17 protein-coding genes are annotated in these 18,291 nt (G+C 70.0%); 5 read left to right on the top strand and 12 right to left on the bottom strand.

Features of this window, described 5'->3' with window-relative positions; genetic code table 11:
- Positions 1 to 112 precede the first annotated feature (112 nt).
- Positions 113 to 3,064, bottom strand: a complete 2,952-nt coding sequence (locus ABT116_RS10790) for a UPF0182 family membrane protein (RefSeq protein ID WP_351630745.1) — start codon at positions 3,062 to 3,064, stop codon at positions 113 to 115.
- Between the two features lie 163 nt (positions 3,065 to 3,227).
- Here ABT116_RS10790 and ABT116_RS10785 point away from each other — a divergent pair, with 163 nt between their 5' ends.
- The gene (locus tag ABT116_RS10785) at positions 3,228 to 3,770 is read left to right on the top strand and encodes a PPA1309 family protein (RefSeq protein ID WP_351630742.1); all 543 of its coding nucleotides are present in this window, start codon (positions 3,228 to 3,230) and stop codon (positions 3,768 to 3,770) included.
- A 57-nt stretch (positions 3,771 to 3,827) separates the two neighbouring features.
- Here the strand turns inward: ABT116_RS10785 and ABT116_RS10780 are convergent, their stop codons facing one another.
- The 4 genes from ABT116_RS10780 to ABT116_RS10765 form a co-directional block, all read right to left on the bottom strand.
- Entirely contained in the window at positions 3,828 to 4,919 is a 1,092-nt protein-coding gene (locus tag ABT116_RS10780; RefSeq protein WP_351630739.1) for a YlbL family protein, read from the bottom strand.
- Positions 4,920 to 5,020: 101 nt separating this feature from the next.
- Positions 5,021 to 5,185 (bottom strand): hypothetical protein, encoded by a 165-nt coding sequence (locus ABT116_RS10775; RefSeq protein WP_167455419.1) that lies wholly within the window; start codon positions 5,183 to 5,185, stop codon positions 5,021 to 5,023.
- A gap of 115 nt (positions 5,186 to 5,300) precedes the next feature.
- On the bottom strand, positions 5,301 to 5,762 hold the full coding sequence (locus tag ABT116_RS10770; RefSeq protein ID WP_351630736.1) for a molybdenum cofactor biosynthesis protein MoaE: 462 nt from the start codon (positions 5,760 to 5,762) through the stop codon (positions 5,301 to 5,303).
- A 122-nt stretch (positions 5,763 to 5,884) separates the two neighbouring features.
- Positions 5,885 to 7,006, bottom strand: coding sequence for an SDR family oxidoreductase (locus tag ABT116_RS10765; RefSeq protein ID WP_351630733.1), 1,122 nt, complete (start codon positions 7,004 to 7,006; stop codon positions 5,885 to 5,887).
- 192 nt (positions 7,007 to 7,198) lie between these two features.
- Here ABT116_RS10765 and ABT116_RS10760 point away from each other — a divergent pair, with 192 nt between their 5' ends.
- On the top strand, positions 7,199 to 8,659 hold the full coding sequence (locus tag ABT116_RS10760) for a zinc-dependent metalloprotease (RefSeq protein ID WP_351630730.1): 1,461 nt from the start codon (positions 7,199 to 7,201) through the stop codon (positions 8,657 to 8,659).
- Entirely contained in the window at positions 8,656 to 9,183 is a 528-nt protein-coding gene (locus tag ABT116_RS10755; RefSeq protein ID WP_351630727.1) for an NUDIX hydrolase, read from the top strand. The genes ABT116_RS10760 and ABT116_RS10755 overlap by 4 nt, the downstream gene beginning before the upstream one ends.
- Before the next feature lie 165 nt (positions 9,184 to 9,348).
- Here the strand turns inward: ABT116_RS10755 and ABT116_RS10750 are convergent, their stop codons facing one another.
- The 4 genes from ABT116_RS10750 to ABT116_RS10735 all read right to left on the bottom strand — a co-directional run bounded on the left by ABT116_RS10750 (position 9,349) and on the right by ABT116_RS10735 (position 13,288).
- On the bottom strand, positions 9,349 to 10,104 hold the full coding sequence (locus ABT116_RS10750; RefSeq protein ID WP_351630724.1) for an AIM24 family protein: 756 nt from the start codon (positions 10,102 to 10,104) through the stop codon (positions 9,349 to 9,351).
- 16 nt (positions 10,105 to 10,120) lie between these two features.
- Complete coding sequence (locus ABT116_RS10745; RefSeq protein WP_031112077.1) at positions 10,121 to 10,801, bottom strand: AIM24 family protein; 681 nt, start codon at positions 10,799 to 10,801, stop codon at positions 10,121 to 10,123.
- An 11-nt stretch (positions 10,802 to 10,812) separates the two neighbouring features.
- Positions 10,813 to 12,537, bottom strand: coding sequence for a TerD family protein (locus ABT116_RS10740; protein WP_351630721.1), 1,725 nt, complete (start codon positions 12,535 to 12,537; stop codon positions 10,813 to 10,815).
- Between the two features lie 142 nt (positions 12,538 to 12,679).
- Complete coding sequence (locus ABT116_RS10735; RefSeq protein ID WP_351630719.1) at positions 12,680 to 13,288, bottom strand: M48 metallopeptidase family protein; 609 nt, start codon at positions 13,286 to 13,288, stop codon at positions 12,680 to 12,682.
- Positions 13,289 to 13,832: 544 nt separating this feature from the next.
- On the opposite strand from ABT116_RS10735, the gene ABT116_RS10730 reads away from it, so the two are divergent.
- Together ABT116_RS10730 and ABT116_RS10725 are read left to right on the top strand one after the other, a co-directional pair.
- On the top strand, positions 13,833 to 15,047 hold the full coding sequence (locus ABT116_RS10730) for a ThiF family adenylyltransferase (protein ID WP_351630716.1): 1,215 nt from the start codon (positions 13,833 to 13,835) through the stop codon (positions 15,045 to 15,047).
- Positions 15,040 to 16,410, top strand: a complete 1,371-nt coding sequence (locus tag ABT116_RS10725) for an ABC1 kinase family protein (protein ID WP_351630713.1) — start codon at positions 15,040 to 15,042, stop codon at positions 16,408 to 16,410. The genes ABT116_RS10730 and ABT116_RS10725 overlap by 8 nt, the downstream gene beginning before the upstream one ends.
- A gap of 580 nt (positions 16,411 to 16,990) precedes the next feature.
- Here the strand turns inward: ABT116_RS10725 and ABT116_RS10715 are convergent.
- The 3 genes from ABT116_RS10715 to ABT116_RS10705 all read right to left on the bottom strand — a co-directional run bounded on the left by ABT116_RS10715 (position 16,991) and on the right by ABT116_RS10705 (position 18,179).
- A complete protein-coding gene (locus ABT116_RS10715) occupies positions 16,991 to 17,314 on the bottom strand; it encodes a putative WhiB-interacting protein (RefSeq protein ID WP_351630709.1) in 324 nt (107 codons plus the stop codon).
- Positions 17,311 to 17,679 carry a WhiB family transcriptional regulator gene (locus ABT116_RS10710; RefSeq protein ID WP_033313877.1) on the bottom strand — a complete coding sequence of 123 codons (369 nt, stop codon included), beginning with the start codon at positions 17,677 to 17,679 and terminating at the stop codon, positions 17,311 to 17,313. The genes ABT116_RS10715 and ABT116_RS10710 overlap by 4 nt, the downstream gene beginning before the upstream one ends.
- A 173-nt stretch (positions 17,680 to 17,852) precedes the next feature.
- On the bottom strand, positions 17,853 to 18,179 hold the full coding sequence (locus ABT116_RS10705) for a hypothetical protein (protein WP_351630706.1): 327 nt from the start codon (positions 18,177 to 18,179) through the stop codon (positions 17,853 to 17,855).
- Positions 18,180 to 18,291: the final 112 nt, after the last annotated feature.

Genomic DNA, 18,291 nt, shown 5'->3' with positions numbered 1-18,291 from the left:
ACCTGCGACCTCTGGGTTATGAGCCCAGCGAGCTACCGAGCTGCTCCACCCCGCGCCGTTGTGTTCACAACCGTATCACGGCGCGGGATGGGCATCTGACCAGGCCAGGGCGCTAGCTGCTCGGCTTTGGACTCGGACTGCCGCTCGGGTTGCCGCTCGGCTTGCCGCTGGGCTTGCTCTCGCCGCCCCCGGAACCGCCCGCCCGGCTCGCGTCGGCCTGCGCGTCCTCGGCCCGCCGCAGGGCGTCCTCGAGGTCCTTCTGCGCCTTGCCGTACGCCTCCCAGTCGTTCTTCTTCAGGGCCTCCTGACCCTCGTCGAACGCCTTCTGGGCATCCTGCAGGGCCTGTTGGACCGTCGGGTTGTCCGACGTCGGCGGTGGTGTCGTCGTATCGCCGTCGTCCGGTGGCTCGGTGGTCGGTCCGTCCGCTCCGAAGACCTTGTTGAGGGCCTCGTCGAGGGTGTTCTCGAAGGCGGTCTGGCCTCCGTAGGTGACCAGCACCTTGCGCAGCAGCGGGTACTTCAGTCCACCACCGCGTACGTAGACCGGCTCCACGTACAGCAGTCCTCCGTCGAGCGGCACCGTCAGCAGGTTGCCGTACTCGACTTCGGAGTCGCCGCCTCTCAGGAGCCTGATGGACTCGGCGATGTCCTCTTGCGAGTTGAACTGGCTCTGGACCTGCTTGGGTCCGTTGACCGTGGTGTTGGTCGGCAGTTTCAGGATTCTGATCTTGCCGTAGTCACTGGTGTCCGCCTCCGCGTCGACGGCCATGAACGCACTGAGGTTGTCCCGGCCGTTGGGCGTGAAGGTCGTCGTCAGCGAGAACGCCTGCTCCTTCTGGTCGGGCATCTTCATGCTCAGGTAGTACGGCGGCACCGCGCTGCCCGACCGGTTCGTCGGGTCGTCCGGCACCTGCCACACCTCACTGCCGCTGAGGAACGTCGTGGCGTCCTTCACGTGGTAGCGCGTGAGCAGCTCCCGCTGGACCTTGAACAGGTCCTGGGGGTAGCGCAGATGGTCCATGAGCGACTTGGAGATGTCGGTCTTCGGCTCCACCGTGTCGGGGAAGGCCTTCATCCAGGTCTTCAGGACCGGGTCCTTGGTGTCCCACTGGTAGAGCTTGACCTTGCCGGTGTACGCGTCGACGGTCGCCTTCACCGAGTTGCGGATGTAGTTGACCTGGTTCTGCTGGGCCACCACCGCGCGGTTGTCGTTGGTGGCGGTCAGCGAGTCCGCCGTGGTGTCGCCGAGGGTCGTACGCGAGGAGTACGGGTAGCCGTTCGTCGTCGTGTACGCGTCGACGATCCACTGGATCCGGCCGTCCACGACCGCCGGATAGGCGTCGCCGTCGATGGTCAGCCAGGGGGCGACCGCCTCGACGCGCTCCTTGGGCGTGCGGTTGTACAGGATCCGCGAACCGTCGCCGATGGCCCCGGAATACAGGATCTGCGGCTCTCCGAACGCCACCGCGTACGCGGCCCGGTTGACCGGGTTGGAGAGGTTGACCCCGCTGTCGCCCTTGTAGCTGGTGGTCTTCTCACCGTTGTCGTCGGAGTAGTCGATCTCCTTCTGGGGACCGCCGACGATCGAGTACGTGTCGGTTTTCTCGCCGTAGTAGATCCGCTGCTCGTACGTGCCGAGGTCGCCCTCGGAGGGCAGGTCGGACTCCGTGAAGTTCGGCCGGCCCTGGGCGTCGGCGCTGGTGCCCTCGGCGGCGACCACTCCGTATCCGTGGGTGTAACGGAAGTGGTTGTTGATCCAGTTCTTCTTCGGGATGCCCGCGAGGTTCAGCTCACGCAGGCCGATGACCGTGTCCTGGTCCTTGCCGTCCTTGGCGTAGCGGTCGACGTCCAGGTTGGTCGGGAACGCGTAGTAGTTCCTGATCTGCTGGAGCTGCTGGAACGTCGGCGAGACGATGTTCGGGTCCATGATCCGGATGCTCGCCGTGGACGGGACGTCGTCGCGCAGTGTGGTCTTGTCCTCGGTCTTGCTCGTGCCCGAGTAGTCGGTGACCTTGGTGCCGTCGATGCCGTAGGCCTTGCGCGTCGCCTCGAGGTTCTTCTCGACGTACGGCGCTTCCTTGGCCTGCTCGTTCGGCTGGACCTGGAACTTCTGCACGATCGCCGGGTACAGGCCGCCAATGAGGATCGCGGAGAGCACCATCAGGCCGAAGCCGATCACGGGCAGCTGCCAGGTACGCCGCCAGATGGTGGCGAAGAACAGCAGCGCGCAGATCACGGCGATGCAGAACAGGATCGTCTTGGCCGGCAGGTAGGCGTTGGCGTCGACGTACCTCAGACCCGTCCAGTTGTCGGTCGCCCGGAAGTCGCTGGACTTCACCGCGAGTCCGTACCGGTCGAGCCAGTACGCGACCGCCTTCAGGGCCACGAAGATGCCGATGAGCACCGACAGGTGCCCCGTGGCCGCCGCCGTGGCGCGGGCGCCAGGGCTGGTGACGCGCAGCCCGCCGTAGAGGTAGTGCGTGAGCGCGGCGGCGATCACCGACAGGATCGCCGCGGCGAAGCCGAAGCCGAGCAGGAACCGGTACCAGGGCAGGTCGAAGGCGTAGAAGGCGACGTCCAGCTTGAACTGGGGGTCCTTCTGCCCGAAGGGCACGCCGTTGACCCACATCAGCCACGTCCGCCACTGGCCGGAGGCGGAGGCGCCGGCGATCAGACCCACGAGGGCGGTGATCCCGAACAGCAGCCACTTCTTGTAGGGCGCGATGCCCATCCGGTAGCGGTCGAGGTTCTGCTGCTCCATCGACATGGCGCTCAGCGGCGGCCGCAGTCGGTGCGCCAGCCAGATGTTGAAGCCGACGGCGAGGGCCATGAGCAGGCCGAAGACGAAGAAGAGCCCGATCTTGGTCCACAGGGTGGTGGTGAAGACCGAGGAGTAGTTCACCGAGCGGTACCAGAGCCAGTCCGTCCAAAAGCCCGCGAACATGGTGAACGCCATGCCGAGAACGGCCAGGACGCCCAGCGTCATGAGCAGGGTCCGGACACGCCGGGACGGGCGGCCCACTCTGATCCGCGGCCCCGAAGGGCCTCCGCCGCGGTCCGGCATCTGGAAAGCCAAGGTGCGCACCTCGAAGTTCGCTGTTGATTCGTCAGGTCCGCGTCTTCACGGACCGTACGTGGCCCCCGTGATCGTGGGCCCCCACCTATGCAACTTACTCACCGTTTACTCGGTTCCCGATTCCGGCCGGGAACGAGGCAGGATTGTGACCATGTCCAACACTCCCATGGCTGCGAACCCGCTCACCCGGGCCGTTCTCGAGATCGACGAGTACGTCTCCGGCCTCGGCTGGGACCAGTCAGCCCGCCTTTTCGCCCTCGTCGACACCGCACGGCTGCGGGCCGAACAGCCCTCGCTCGCGGACCGGCTCGGTCTGGGGGACGAGTCGGAAAACTCCGGCCTCACCCCGATCGAGCAGGACGAAGTGCCAACGGGCAAGCCGCTCGATGAGTTCCTCGCCACCATCGCCTGGCCCGACGCGGTGGCCGGCTGCGCCCTCGCCGTGGAGCGCCTGATGCTGCCGCCGTCCGCGGAGGCGCAGGTTCCGCAGGGTCTGAGCGAGGCCGCCCTCACGAAGTGGGTGGCGGACCACCCGGACCGCCAGGAGGTCCGCATGACGGTCGCGGTCCTGCGCGACGGCACGCGTGAGTCGGCCCTGCGGCTGCGCGAGAAGGACTCCCCCACCGAGGTCCTGACCGGTTCCGACCTGGTCCCGGGGCTGGCGGAGGCGCTGGCGGCGACGTTCGAGGAGTAGCGACCGCCCAGGACCGCGGACCGCGGGGCCCGGCTTTCCGGGCCCTTGGTCCTCGGGTTACTCAGCGCACTTCGGCAGATCAGCGGTGTCGCCGCTGCGGATGTCCTTCAGGGCTCCCAGGGCGTCCTTGATGGTGCCCACCTTGATCAGGGTGAGACCGTCGGGGGTGTCCGTGGCGGCGGCCGCGCAGTTGTCGGCGGGCGTGAGGAAGTACTTCGCGCCCTTGGCCCGCGCGCCCACGGTCTTCATCTCGATGCCGCCGATCGGCCCGACCTTGCCGGCGTCGTCGATCGTGCCGGTGCCGGCCACGAACGTGCCCCCGGTCAGGCTGCCCGGCGTGAGCTTGTCGTAGATGCCGAGCGCGAACATCAGCCCGGCGCTCGGCCCGCCGACGTCCGCGAGCTTGATGTCGATGGTGAACGGGAACGTGTGGTCGGTCCCGGCGGAGATCCCCACGATGGCGCGCTTCTCACCGGTGTCGTCGGACGTCGTGGTGGTCATGGTGATGTCCTGCGTCCTGGTGGGCGTCCGCTTCTCCTTCTCCGCGGCGGCCTGTTCCTTGGCCGGCACGATCGTGAAGCGGACGTCCTGACCCGGCTTGTGCTTGGTGACGAGCTTCGCGACGTCGGCCGGCTCCTTCACCGCCGTGCCGTCGACGGCCTTGATCACATCCCCCGCGTGCAGCTTGCCCTGGGCCGGGGAGCCCTTGACGACGGTCGAGACGATCACCCAGGACTTCACCGGAACGTCCAGCTGCTTCAGGGCGGCGACCTTGGCGCTCTCCTGGGACTGGCTGAACTCCTCGGCGTTCTCCTGGGTGGACTGCTCCTCGGTCTTGCCGTCCGGATAGAGCGTCTCGTGCGGCACGACCTTGTTGTCGTGCGCGAGCCAGCCGTAGACGGCTTCGACCAGGTTCATCCGGTAGTCGGCGCTCGTGACCCGGACCGTCGTCATGTTCAGATGGCCACTGGTCGCGTAGGTCTTCCTGCCCGCGATCTGCAGCACCGGCTCGCCGTCGTGATCGCCCAGCGTGTTCACCGTCGGCCCCGGGGACATCTCCGAGTAAGGCACGGGGATGAACACTCCCGCGCACAGGAGCGCGATCAGCATCAGGGTGGAGGCGAGCATCGTCGCGGTGCGGCGTGGCATGAGTCGACAGTACGGGACGGTCCTGTCAGCGCACCGTCAGGGCCGCCCGTCCGGGGCGGCCCTGTGCTCTACAACGCTTGTGACCTGCTGTTTCTCGGCCGTCAGGCGCCCGGGCGGGGCTTCTCCATGGCCTCGCGGAAGCGGGCGTAGCCGGTGAGCTCGGGGCCGTCGTTGCGGACCTTGCGGGTCCGGTTGGCCCAACTGCCCCAGAGCCCCGCGCCGATGGCAGCCACAAGCGGAATCAGCAACCAGGCGAGCGCCGCCATGCCGACCTCCAACCCCTTTGAGCATCCGCAACTGACTGATCAGCAGATTAACGATCCGCAGTGACAACGCTCACGCCAGGGGTGCGGTTACGCAACCGGAAGGCGGCTGCCGAGATCAGCAGGCGCCGACCCACTCCTCCGTACCGTCCGAGAACTTCTGGTGCTTCCAGATGGGCACTTCGTGCTTGAGGTCGTCGATCAGCTTCCGGCAGGCCTCGAAGGCCTCTCCGCGATGCGGGCAGGAGACGGCGACGATCACGGCGAGGTCCCCGACCCGCAGGTCCCCCACGCGGTGCACGGCCGCCAGGGCCCGCACCGGGAACTCGGCGGTGACCTTCTCCGCGATGCGCCGCATCTCGGCCTCGGCGCTGGGGTGGCAGGAATACCCCAGCTCGTCGACGTCGGCGCCCCCGTCGTGGTTCCGCACGGTTCCCACGAAGAGCGCTGTGCCTCCGGCGGCGTCGTCGCCGACGGCCCGGAACACCTCGTCCAGGGAAAGGGCCGAGTCCCGGATCCCGATCAGCTTGATCGGGTCCTGCGCGGCCTGCTCACCTGGGTGATCGTTCGTGGTTGCCATGCCTCCATCGTGCCGCACGCGACCGACAGCACGGAATAGAGCTGTCGACCGGCACGCGCGCGTACGCGTTTGGAGCCTCCTACAGGGGCGGCCTTCAGCGGCGTTTCGCGCACAGGCGTCCCTCAGATCCGCCGCCGGGCCTTCCGCGCCCGCCGCACCACAGCCGCCGCACCCAGCAGCGCCACCGTCGCACCCGCCGCACCCGCGGCCGTCGCGTCCTTTCGGCCCAGCCGCCGCCCGGCGACCGTGTGCCGGCCGGAGACCTCCTCCAGGAGTTCCGCCAGCACCTCCTCGTTGGTGTACTGCGGCCGCCACCCGGCGTCGTGGAGCCGGCTGCCGCTCACCACCCAGGGGTACATCGTGTACGCCAGGTCCCCGGCCGGGGAGGGTGTGAGCCCGATGCGGTGCAGCCGCGCCGCCGCACCCAGCGCGACCGCCGACGGCAGCTCCATCCGCCGGATCCCGCTGAGCTCCTCGACCTCCTCCTGCTCCAGCCAGCCGTCACAGCCGACGGTCAGTTCCCCGTCGACCTTCTCCAGAACGGCGTACTCCAGCGCGCTGCACAGATCCTCGACGTGGCAGAACTGCCACGCGGGCCGCGACCCGGCGACGACGAGGAGCCGGGGCGACTCGAAGTACCTGGTCAGAGCGGTGTCGGTGCCTCCCACCAGTACAGCCGGACGTACCACGGTGACATTGAGCCCGGGGTGCGCCCGGGGTGCGCGCCGTGCCAGCCGTTCGATCTCCAGCAGGTCGCCGACGCCCGTCGCCTCGGCCGTGGCGCGCAGCTCGGCGTCCTCGGACAGCGGCAGCTCGTTGTCGGGCAGCGCCCCGTAGACCATCGCCGAGGTGCACAGCACGACCCGGTGCACTCCGGCAGCCGCGGCGGCCGTGAGGACGGTCTGCGTCCCCCGTACGTTGTAGGCCGTTCGGGCGGCGGCGTCGGTTTCCAGGTCGAGATCGAGCGCCAGGTGCACCACCACGTCGGCCCCGCGCAGCTTGTCCGCGATGGCCGGATCCCGTACGTCCAGAATGTGCCACTGCGCCGCCGCGCACTCGCCGCGCCGCTCGTCGATGGCGACGACCTGCTTGACCTCGTCGGATGCGGCCAGCTGCTCCGTGAGCAGGGCTCCGACGCCGTACGCGGCGCCGGTGACCGCGACGACGGGTCCGCGCGCGGCGGGACTCGCGGAACTGGTTGACTGGTTTCGCGCTGCGCGAACCTGCGGATCTGGGGAACTCACCGGGCGTCTCCAGCGGTTGTCTTCAGTACGAGCGCGTCCGACGCGTGCGTACCAGGTGGCATCCATCCTGCCGCAGGCCGTCAGTCGGCGAAGCACCGAGGCCCGATCCGCCCCGTGTGTCTACGCTGGGTGGTGTTGTCGGGCAGCCGTGCCGCCGGAAAGAACCGGCGGCCCTACCAGCCGAGGAATCCCGTGAGTGACACCCCATTCGGATTCGGCCTTCCGCCGGAGGAGCCGGACGACGGCGACGAGGGCAAGAAGAAGGACCAGCAGAGCGGTGGTGGTCAGGGACCGGCCAACCCGTTCGGTTTCGGTGGCCTGCCCGGAGCCGGTGGCTTCGGCTCAGGCCCCGGTGGCCCTGGCGGCCCCGGTGCGGACAATCCGTTCGCAGCCATGTTCGGGTCGCTGAACCCCACCGACCTGGGCGCCGCGTTCCAGCAGCTGGGCCAGATGCTCTCCTACGAGGGCGGCCCGGTGAACTGGGACATGGCCAAGCAGATCGCCCGCCAGACGGTCTCCCAGGGCAGTCCTGACGGCACCAAGGACGCCAGCGTTGGCCCCGCCGACCGCAAGGGCGTCGAGGAAGCCGTCCGCCTGGCCGACCTGTGGCTCGACGATGCCACGTCCCTGCCCTCCGGCGCCGCCTCCGCGGTCGCCTGGAGCCGTGCGGAGTGGGTCGAGGCGACCCTGCCCGCCTGGAAGGAGCTGGTCGACCCGGTCGCCGAGCGCGTCGGCACCGCCATGGGTGACGTCCTGCCGGAGGAGATGCAGGCCATGGCCGGCCCGCTGATCGGCATGATGCGCTCGATGGGCGGCGCCATGTTCGGCACGCAGATCGGGCAGGCCGTCGGCGTGCTCGCCGGCGAGGTCGTCGGCTCGTCCGACATCGGCCTGCCGCTCGGCCCGGCCGGCAAGGCCGCGCTGCTGCCGGTGAACATCGAGACGTTCGGCAAGGACCTGAGCGTCCCGCAGGAGGAGGTACGGCTGTATCTCGCCCTGCGCGAGGCCGCCCACCAGCGCCTCTTCGCGCACGTGCCGTGGCTGCGCTCGCATCTGTTCGGCGCGGTCGACGGCTACGCCCGCGGGATCAAGGTCGACACCGCCAAGCTTGAGGATGTGGTCGGCCAGTTCGACCCGCAGAACCCGGAGCAGCTGCAGGAGGCCCTCCAGCAGGGCATGTTCCAGCCGGAGGACACCCCCGAGCAGAAGGCCGCCCTGGCCCGTCTGGAGACGGCTCTGGCGCTCGTGGAGGGCTGGGTGGACGCGGTGGTCCACGCCGCCGCGAAGCCCCGCCTGGCATCCGCCGACGCCCTGCGTGAAACGCTGCGCCGCCGTCGCGCGTCGGGCGGCCCGGCCGAGCAGACGTTCGCCACACTGATCGGCCTGGAGCTGCGCCCGCGCCGCCTGCGGGACGCCTCCCGTCTGTGGGCCTCGCTCACGGACGCGCGCGGTGTCGACGGCCGGGACGCCCTGTGGCACCACCCGGACATGCTTCCGACGGCGACCGACCTGGACGACCCGGACGGCTTCGTGCACCGCGAGCAGATCGACTTCTCCGAGCTGGACAAGATGCTCGGCGAGGCGGCGGACAAGCCCGACCTCAAGAAGAAGGACGACGGCGAGAACGAGAACAGGGGCGACGACGCCGGGTGAGCCTGTATGACGACGCGGTCCTCGTGCTGAAGGGGTACGAGGACCAGACAGAGCTGCGCCAGGCCTATCTGGACCATCTGGCGGAGCACCCGGACGGTCTGTGGAAGGCCTGCCACGCGGGCCACATCACGGCGAGTGCCCTGGTGGTCGACCCCGAGGGCGGCCGGGTCCTGCTGACCCTGCACAAGAAGCTGCGGATGTGGCTCCAGATGGGCGGCCACTGCGAGCCGGGCGACACCTCCCTCGCGGATGCGGCCCTGCGGGAGGCGACGGAGGAGTCCGGCGTCCCGGGCCTCTCCCTGCTGCCCGGCGGCCCGGTGCGCCTGGATCGGCATCCGATCCCGCCGCCCTGCCACTGCCACTTCGACGTCCAGTACGCGGTCGTGGCCCCGCCGGACGCCACGCACGCGATCAGCGACGAGTCGCTCGACGTGCGCTGGTTCGGCTACGACGAGGTGGCCGACGTGGCCGATGAGTCGGTGATACGGCTGCTGGAGGCCACGCGCGCGAGGCTCGCGGCCTGAGGGCCTGTAAGGGGCGACCGCTACTGCGGACGCCCCTTACTTTCGGTCCTGACGGCGGGCTGCGCCCCTCAGGGGCGCGGGGAACTGCGCGACCAGCCACACACGGCCCGCAGACCGGCTCAGACCGCACACCCCCGGGACCCCTCGGCCGATCCCTCGGAGCGCTCAGCTCCAGACGTTGCCCTGGTTCTGCCCGCGCGCCCCCTGCTGGCCCATGCCGTACTGCGCGGCGAGGCCCGAGCCGATCTGGGCGCCCTGCGGCGGCAGCAGCTCACTGGGCTGGACGAGTGCGTAGCCGGTGCCCATGAAGCTCAGCTCCCAGCCCTCACCGGTGCTGCCCCGGCGCCGCCACACCCCGGAGGAGTGCGTCTGGGCCTGCATCTGCACCCGCAGGCTCGTCGACCAGGCGACGATCGCGTCGGCGTCGCAGTTGACGTACTTGTCGGGCGTCACCTGCAGCAGCAGCGGCATTCCGGAGGTCATCAGGGCGACTTTGCCCCGTCCGGTGATGTTGAGCTGGTACTTCCCGGAGCCGGAGATGCCGTACAGGCTGTCGACGGCGATGACCTCGTGGTGCAGGGAGGAGTCCATCGCCAGCACATAGCTGCTGTCGACCGTGAGGCCGTCCTGGTCCACCTCCATCACGTGGACGTGCTGCTTGAGGTTGGCGAGGTAGACCGTGCCCTGCCCGTGGCAGCGCATCAGGTCGAGGCCCTCCCCGGTCTGCGCACGCGCACGTGACTGCTGGTTGCTCTGGAACTCGGCGTCGAACTCGACGAGGCCCTGGTAGGCGACCATGGTGCCCTTGCGGGCCAGGACGTCGTCGTGGCCCTCCAGGGTGACGCGCAGCATCTGCTTGTTCTGCAGGCTCCAGCGTTCCTGGGTCTGCTGCTCGTTGTAGGCGAAAATCGGGCTCTGCATGACGTGTGGCTCCCCCTCAGCCCCGGACCCGGAGGCGGTCGGTGCTGTCCTCGCTGGGCTGGACGACGACGATGCCCTGACCGGAGAAGGCCATCTGGTAGGCCTCGCCGCTGCCGCGGCCGATCAGCGACTGCGCCCGGAAGCTGCGCTTGCCCTTCACCTTGAGGTTCGGGGACCAGGCGACGAGCGCGTCGGGGTCGACGTAGGTCTCGTCCTCGCCGCCTCCGCAGTCGACGACGATGGGCTTGCCCCGAGAGGTCAGCGCGACCCAGCCCTGTCCGGAGATCTTGGTGTTCCACAGGCCCTGCCCGGCGAACTTCGCCAGGCCCTTGACCCGCTCCACGCCCCATGTCAGGTGGGCGTCGAAAGCGAGCAGGTTGGTGGCGTTGACCGAGATTCCGTCGCCGTTGAGGTTGATGACGACGACGTTCGCCCCGTAGTCGGCGAGGTAGAGCAGACCGTCTCCGGAACACTTCATCAAGGGCGCGCCCTCACCGGTCATCCAGTCCTTGGCGATCTGGCGCACGGCCGGCGGGTTGGGCTCGTACTGCACGAACCCTTCGTAGGCGACCATCGACCCCACGCGCGCGAGGAGGTCGTTCCCGGTCTGCATGGCGACCTTCAGCATGTGGTTGCCGTGGTTCTCCATGCGGGCGGTGACGGGTGCGGGGGCGTGGCCCGCGAGTTGCTGTGTCATGACGGGCTCCCTCAGACCTCGTACGGCTGGACGACGATGAAGTTGCCGGGCGCTCCCCGGAACTGGAGGTTGACGCTCTCCCCCGTGTCACCGGGGTAGGCGTTGCGGCGCATCCGCACCTGGCTGGAGACGACGACCTGGGCGGCGGCCGACCAGGCGACCACGGCGTTGCAGTCGGCGAACGTGGTGGGCGTGACGGGCAGCACCACGGGCGTGCCGTGCGTCTTCACGACGATGGTGCCGGTGCCCTGGAACTGCATGGTGAACAGCGCGCCGCCGGGGATGCCGTGGCCCTCGATGCGGCGGACCTCGTAGGTGAGGCTCTCGTCGAACGCGAGGACGTTCTCGGCGGAGACGCAGACGGCGTCGCCCTGGAGCTCGATGGGGTGCAGCATCGTCGAGTTCTCGGCGAGGAACACCTGGCCTTGGCCCGTACAGCGCATCAGCTGCATCTCCTGGCCGGTCGCGTTGCCCACGATCCGGCCGGAGAAGCCTGCGCCCTTGTAGCTGAAGTCGACCTTGCCCTGGTAGAGCACCATGCTGCCCTGCCGGGCCAGCACGGGCTGTCCGCCGATGCCAAGGTCGACGCGGACGAGCTTCTTGTTCTGCTGCGTCCAGCGCTGCCCGGTGGGGGTCTCCTTGAACTGCTGGAGCGCGGCGGACACGCCAGGACCCTGGGGAGCGCCTTGCGGAGCGCCCTGCGGGACCCCGTGGGAGGCCTGTGCGAACGGCTGCTGCTGGCCGTAGCCCGGGGGCGGCGTGGGCTGGCCGTAGCCGGGGGGCGGGGCCGGGGCGTGGGGCGCCTGCGGCGCATGAGGTGCCTGGGGCTGGCCGTAGCCGGGGGGCGGTGGGGCCGTCTGGCCGGGGACCTGACCGTACTGCGACGGCTGCTGGCCGTACGGCGCGGGCGCCGGGGCCGGGGGCGGCACCGGGGAGCCACCGGGCGGGGTGTGAAGTGGCGCGACGATGGTCGGGGCGGCGTGCACCTGGGGGGCCGGAGGCGGGGTGGGGCCGGGCGGGGGCGCGAAACCCTGCGCGGCGGGCTGGGGCGCTGGGGCAGGAGGCGCCGCCGGTGTGGGGGCAGGAGACGCCGCGGGTGCGGGGGCGGGCGCGGGTTCCGGAGTGCCGGGGACGCCGAACGCGGGCGGGGCGAAGCCCGGTGCGGGGCCGGCCTGCGGCTGCTGCGGGGCGGGCGCGGGCGTCTCCTCCTCGGCGACCTCGCCGCCGAAGTTCTTCAGCAGCGCGTCCAGACCGCCGTCGAAGCCCTGCCCGACGGCGGCGAACCGCCAGACGTCCTTGAGGTAGAAGTCGCCCAGCATCACGGCACGTTCGGTGGAGAACTCCGAGCCGTTGAAGGAGTAGCGCGCCACCTCCTCGCCGCCCGCGACGATACGGATGTAGCCGGAGGCGATCTGCGACATCTGGCCGGCGCCGTCGATCGTCGCCGTGAAGGACAGCTTCTGGATCTGCGACGGGATCCGGTCGAGCGTCACCCGGAAGGATTCCGTGTCGCCCGCCTGGGCGCCCAGGAGCTGAATGGACTCCTCGGGGGACTTCGGCTGGTTGAAGAAGACGAAGTACCGGTCGTCCGAAAGCCGTTCGTCGGCATCGAGGCCGAAGCAGCTGATGTCGAAGCTCAGTCCGGGGCCGGCGATCTGTACACCTACGTACAGATCCGTACCCGCGGTGAGGTCACTGATCCTGGCCTTGTGGCCGCGTTGGAATTCCCTGGCCATGCGTAACGACCGTCCCCCATCCAGAACGTGAGTGCGTCGCGCCAGGCTAACGGCAAACTCGGACACCGGACGAGGTCGGTACAGAGCCGGTACACAACGCCCGCTCAGCCGTATCGGCTGTTCGCTCGCGGAAAGCGGTCGGTCACCCCGCGGGGCTGTCGCCCCGGGCGCCGGGCACATGGGGCAACCGCTCGGCGGCGACCACGCCTTCGAGGTATCCCCGGGCCCGTTCCGTGCGCGGATAGGCCTCCAGGAGTTCCCAGAAGCGTGGTCCGTGTCCGGGAACGAGCAGATGCGCGAGTTCGTGGACGAGGACGTAGTCGACGACGTACTCAGGCATGCCCTGGAGGCGGTGCGAGAGGCGGATACTGCCCTCGGCGGGGGTGCAGGAACCCCAGCGCGTGTTCTGGTTGGTCACCCAGCGCACCGACGCGGGCCGGGCCCGACCGTCGAAGTACTGGTCCGAAAGACGCCGGGCCCGCTCGGTCAGCTCGGCGTCACCGAGGGCCCGCTTGCTCTCCTGGGCGGCCAGCTTGTCGAGCATGACGGTCACCCAGCGCTGTTCCTCCGCCTCCGACATCCGGGCGGGGATGAGCACCACGGTGCGATCGCCCTCGCGGTACGCGGAGACCGTTCGGCGTCGGCGGGCGCTCCTGCGGACCTCGATCGCGCTCGCCCTTGAGCCGCTCGGCGGCTGGCTCGTCATGCTGCGCTGTGCGGTTTCGGCGCGGTGCAGTGGGTCGGCGGGCACGCCACGACGTTACCCGCTGCACACGGGGAAGTCCCGACTCCGGGACGCTTCGGTACCGCCGCTCCCACCGGCCGCCGGACGGGTACGACCCGGTTGCCGGATTTGTACGACACGGTCGCCGGGTCGCATGAGCGGGCCATCGGGTCGCATGAACCGGCCACCGGACTGGTGCGAACTGGCCGCGGCACTGATGGGACGCGGCCTCGGAATTGGTGGGACCCCCGGGGGATGGGTCGGATCCGGCCGCCGGGATGGATGGGATCCGGCCGCCGGGATTTATACGACGAATGGCCGCTCCTGTGGACAACTTTCAGCAGTCGGCGGCGGGTTTGGGCATGCTGGATCGCGTCGGCGAAGCGATGGCGGGGCCGGTCCGGGACCAGGGCCGTGCCCGCGCTCGGGTTCGGCCCGCGGGAGTGACCCTGCGCTCGGGTCAGGCCTGCGCACGGGCCCTGCCTGCGACCGGCCTCGGCGCGACCGGCCAGGGCCTGCACGCTCGCTCCACCGGCGTACAGGGACGATCTACGGCATACGGGGGCCTGTCATGCATCCGATGGTGAAACCCGCGCTCAGGCGCGGCTGGCGCGACCTCAAAACCGTGCAGTTCGGGATGACACCGGCGCATGCGATGACGCTCGGCCCGATGGACCTGGCGACGGGCAGCTTCCTCGACCTGCTGAACGGCACGCGGGGGCTGGAGCTGCTCCGCGAGGAGGGACGCCGCATGGACCTGCCCGACGGTCATGTCGACAAGCTGGTACGGGGGCTCGCCCGGGCCGGACTGCTGGACGACGCCCGCGGCGGCGGGCCGGCCGCTGACGCGCTACGGAAGAAGAAGGAGGTCCTCGACCGGCTGCGCCCCGACCTCGCGTCCCTCTCCCTGACGGCATCCTCCCCGGGCGACGCGATCGGGCAGCTGGCCGCGCGGCGCTCGCAGCGCGTGCAGGTGCGAGGCGCGGGCCGGGTGGGTGCCGTACTGGCCTCGCTCCTGGCCGGGGCCGGCGTGGGTGGGGTGGACGTGGTCGACGGCGGCCGTGTGGAGCCGTGGGACGTCGCGCCGGGCGGGCTGCCCGCGGATGCCGTCGGCGACCGCAGGGACGAGTCGGCCCGCCGTGCCGTGCGCCGGGCGGCCCCCGACCGGCCGCCCCGCCGCGCGATGGCGCAGGCGTCCCCGGAGGACGGCGACCCGGGATTCTCGCTGGTGATCCTCGCCCCACGGGACGATGTCGCCGTGCACGCACCCGACCCGGCCGCCGCAGAGCCACTGATGACCTCCGGGACACCCCATCTGTACGCCGGTGTCGTGGAAGGCACCGGCGTGGTCGGTCCTCTCGTCCTGCCCGGCGAGACGGGATGCGCGGGGTGTCTGCACGAGGACCGCGCCGACCGGGACCCCACCTGGCCGCGTCTGGTCGCCCAGTGGCGCTCCGGCAAGCAGCGGCAGGTGCCGCCCTGCGACGTGACACTGGCCACGGCCGTGGCCGGACTCGCGGCCTCCCACGCACTCGCATTCCTCGACGGCCGGGCGCCCTCCAGCGCCGGGGCACGCTGGGAGTGCTCCGTCCCAGCTCTCCACTGGCAAGCGCGGCCGGTCCGGGCGCATCCGGCATGCCCGTGCGCTGCGGCGACGAGAGGAAAAGGGGAGCACCTCTCGGAGGACGGGGAGTCACACGAGACAATGGCTGTGCAACGGCCGTCGGAGCAGTGCCGTGAGGCAGAGGCGGAGCGGCCGGCTGGGACTTGGAGGGCGCATGTCTGATCTTCCCCGGAAGGCGGTTACCCGGACCGCCAAGCTCGCCGCGCTCCCGCTCGGCATCGCCGGGCGGGCGACCTGGGGATTCGGCAAGCGGATCGTCGGTGAATCCGCCGAGCTCGTCGGCCGCGAACTCCAACAGCGCACGGCGGACCAGCTGTTCAAGGTGCTGGGTGAGCTCAAGGGCGGCGCGATGAAGTTCGGCCAGGCCCTGTCCGTCTTCGAGTCCGCGCTTCCCGAGGAGGTGGCCGGCCCCTACCGGGCCGCGCTGACCAAGCTCCAGGAGGCGGCGCCGCCCATGCCGACCCGGACCGTGCATGCGGTGCTCGAGGAGCGCCTCGGCGAGGGCTGGCACGAGCTGTTCCTGGAGTTCGAGGACAAGCCCGCCGCGGCGGCCTCGATCGGCCAGGTCCACCGAGGGGTGTGGCACGACGGCCGAGAGGTGGCCGTCAAGGTGCAGTACCCGGGCGCCGGCGAGGCCCTGCTGTCGGATCTGAACCAGCTGAGCCGCTTCTCCCGCCTGCTCGGCCCGCTGATTCCCGGCATGGACATCAAGCCCCTGATCACAGAGCTGAAGGACCGCGTCTCGGAGGAGCTGGACTACGGTCTGGAAGCCCAGGCCCAGCAGGCCCACGCGGAGGAGTTCACGGACGACCCGGACGTGGTCGTGCCGCAGGTGGTGCACCAGTCCGACCAGGTCCTGGTCACCGAGTGGATGGACGGCATCCCACTGTCGGAGATCATCTCGGACGGTACCCAGGAGCAGCGCGACCGTGCCGGTCAGCTTCTGGCCCGCTTCCTCTTCTCCGGGCCCGCCCGGACGGGCCTGCTGCACGCCGACCCCCACCCGGGCAACTTCCGGCTCCTGCCCGGCGGCCCGGAAGGGGAGGACGACTGGCGCCTGGGCGTGCTGGACTTCGGCACGGTCGACCGGCTCCCGGGTGGCCTCCCGGCCACCATCGGCGAGTCCCTGCGGATGACGCTCGACGGTGAGGCCGAGGCGGTCTACGAGCTTCTCTGCGCGGAAGGGTTCGTCAAGGAGACCATAGAGCTGGACCCGGACGCCGTCATGGACTACCTGCTGCCGATCATCGAGCCGGCCCAGGTCGAGGAGTTCACCTTCACCCGGGGCTGGATGCGCAGCCAGGCGGCGCGGGTCGCCGACCCCCGTTCCCCGGCCTACCAGCTCGGCAAGCAGCTCAACCTGCCCCCGTCCTATCTGCTGATCCACCGGGTGACGCTGAGCACGATCGGCGTGCTGTGCCAGCTGGGGGCGACGGTGCGGCTGCGCGATGAGCTGGAGGAGTGGCTGCCGGGGTTCGTCCCGGAAGATCCGGCGGACGGCGAGGAGGCGGTGGCTCAGGCCTGATTGCCACTGGCGGGCTTCACCACCAGTCCGAGTCGAGACGCCCCTCGATGGATCTGAGGTTCTCCCGGGAGCAGGCCTCGCAGTAATGGCGAAGGGCGCCGTCCTCCACGGAATACGTCCAGGTGAGGGGTGGGCCTTCGGTCAGCACCTCGGCCGATGTGCCGCAACGCGCGCAGGCGAAGCGCCGCGGTTCCGCGGCGGGACCGTTGTCACTGCCTCCTGGAGGACTCGTCACCCGGCGACGATATCTCCGCACCCGGCAACGCGGCAGGCACAACGCCCGGGGCCCACACCACATGGGCTTGACGGGCGCCAAGCCCCGGGTTCGATCAGCGCACCACCCGGCCTGGCGGGCACCGCACCCCCGCCCGGCGGGCACCGCACCCCCGCCCGGCGGGCATCCACCCCTGCCCGGCGGGCATCCACACGCAGACCAGGTAGGCGCCGTGCGTGCGCTCTGTCGGGCGGACAACGCGCCGCGGGGGCCGGTCCGTTCGGTACGGATCGGCCCCCGCGGTGAGAGGTCGGCGGCGGCAGCCCGGTCTCCTGGGCCGGGCAGCCCCGCTTCAGGCGCAGCGGATTACTGCATGACCGCCATGGCGAGCGCCCGGCGGGCACGCAGTGAGGCGCGCTCCGCCCTGCGCTGCATCCGGCGGGCGGACGCCAGGCGCACGGCCAGGCGATCCCGCTCCGCCTCTTGCAGTCGCTCGCGCATATGCGCACGGGCCATGGCTTCTGGGATGAGTTGCATTTCTCGGGTCCTGTTCTGACGCGAGTCCTTCGCGCCGCTGATGGTGAAGTCTTGGGTCGCCGAGCCGGCGGGCTCGTCAGTGGACGGCTTCATCGGGGCCTGCTTCTGGGGGTCGTGCGTGAAGGGACGGTCGATCGTTCCTGCGGTGTTCATGCCGTGACCGGGTTCTTGCGCGGGCGGCCACGCGGCCGCTTCCGGGCGACGACGACACCCTGGACGAACAGCTCGCCACCCCAGACGCCCCAGGGCTCACGCCGCTCCTTGGCACCGGCGAGGCAGGCCTCGACCAGCGGGCAGGTGCGGCAGAGGGACTTGGCGTACTCGACGTCCGCGGGCGACTCGGCGAAGAAGACCTCCGGGTCGTAGGAACGGCACGGGACGGGTACGCCGAGGTTCTCGATGGCGTCGTCGAGCGCGGTGAGCGCGGTGAGCGGGGTCAAGGCGGGGTCCTCCGTGGAGCCGGGCTTGGGGATCGTGTCGGAAGGCGGTACGGACGGGGCGTGCGCTTCGAGTTGCACGGTTCGTCTTCCTCGTCAGGTCGTTCCGGCCTGTTGGCCGGGGGGTGGTGGTACCGGGTTCTTTTCTTGTCCCGAGGCTCCTTCGGTCCGTCATCCCTGGTCAGGGACAAACAGAAGGGCCGCGGATCCCGGATGGGGTTCCGCGGCCCTGAAGGCGCCGGCCTGATCGACGATCAGGCTGGATCACTCCAGGGTTCTGGCCCACGGAAGGCCCACATCTGGTGGTGCTGCGTCGTCTGCTTCCGGAATCCGGCACCGGTCGCCGTAAAGGCATAGGCCTGTGCCTGTGCCGTTACTGCCGCTTCCAGTGCCTTGGTCGGTCGCTCATTGCGCTCACGGACGGGAAGGCCCGCGGGAGCAACGGAGGAGGACGCCGGGAGGACGGCACGAATGCCGGACAGACCGGTGCCCAGGTGCGAAACGCCGAGCATGCACGCGGAGACGGCCGAGCGATCGGTCATTTTCACGATGCTGACGGAGCTGGTGTTGATGCTGATCACTGGACTCGCCTCCTCTCGGCGTCTTGGGGGACTGGGTGAACCAGTCCGACGGATATGCAAGTACAACACGGAATCAGGGCCTCCGAGAAGGCCGCTGCTCTCGTGCCTAAGA

It is taken from the genome of Streptomyces sp. NPDC002130 (genome assembly GCF_040296465.1).
In the GTDB taxonomy this organism is placed as follows: Bacteria; Actinomycetota; Actinomycetes; order Streptomycetales; family Streptomycetaceae; genus Streptomyces.
Note: the sequence above shows the minus strand (reverse complement) of the source record. Positions and strands in the feature narration are given on the sequence as shown.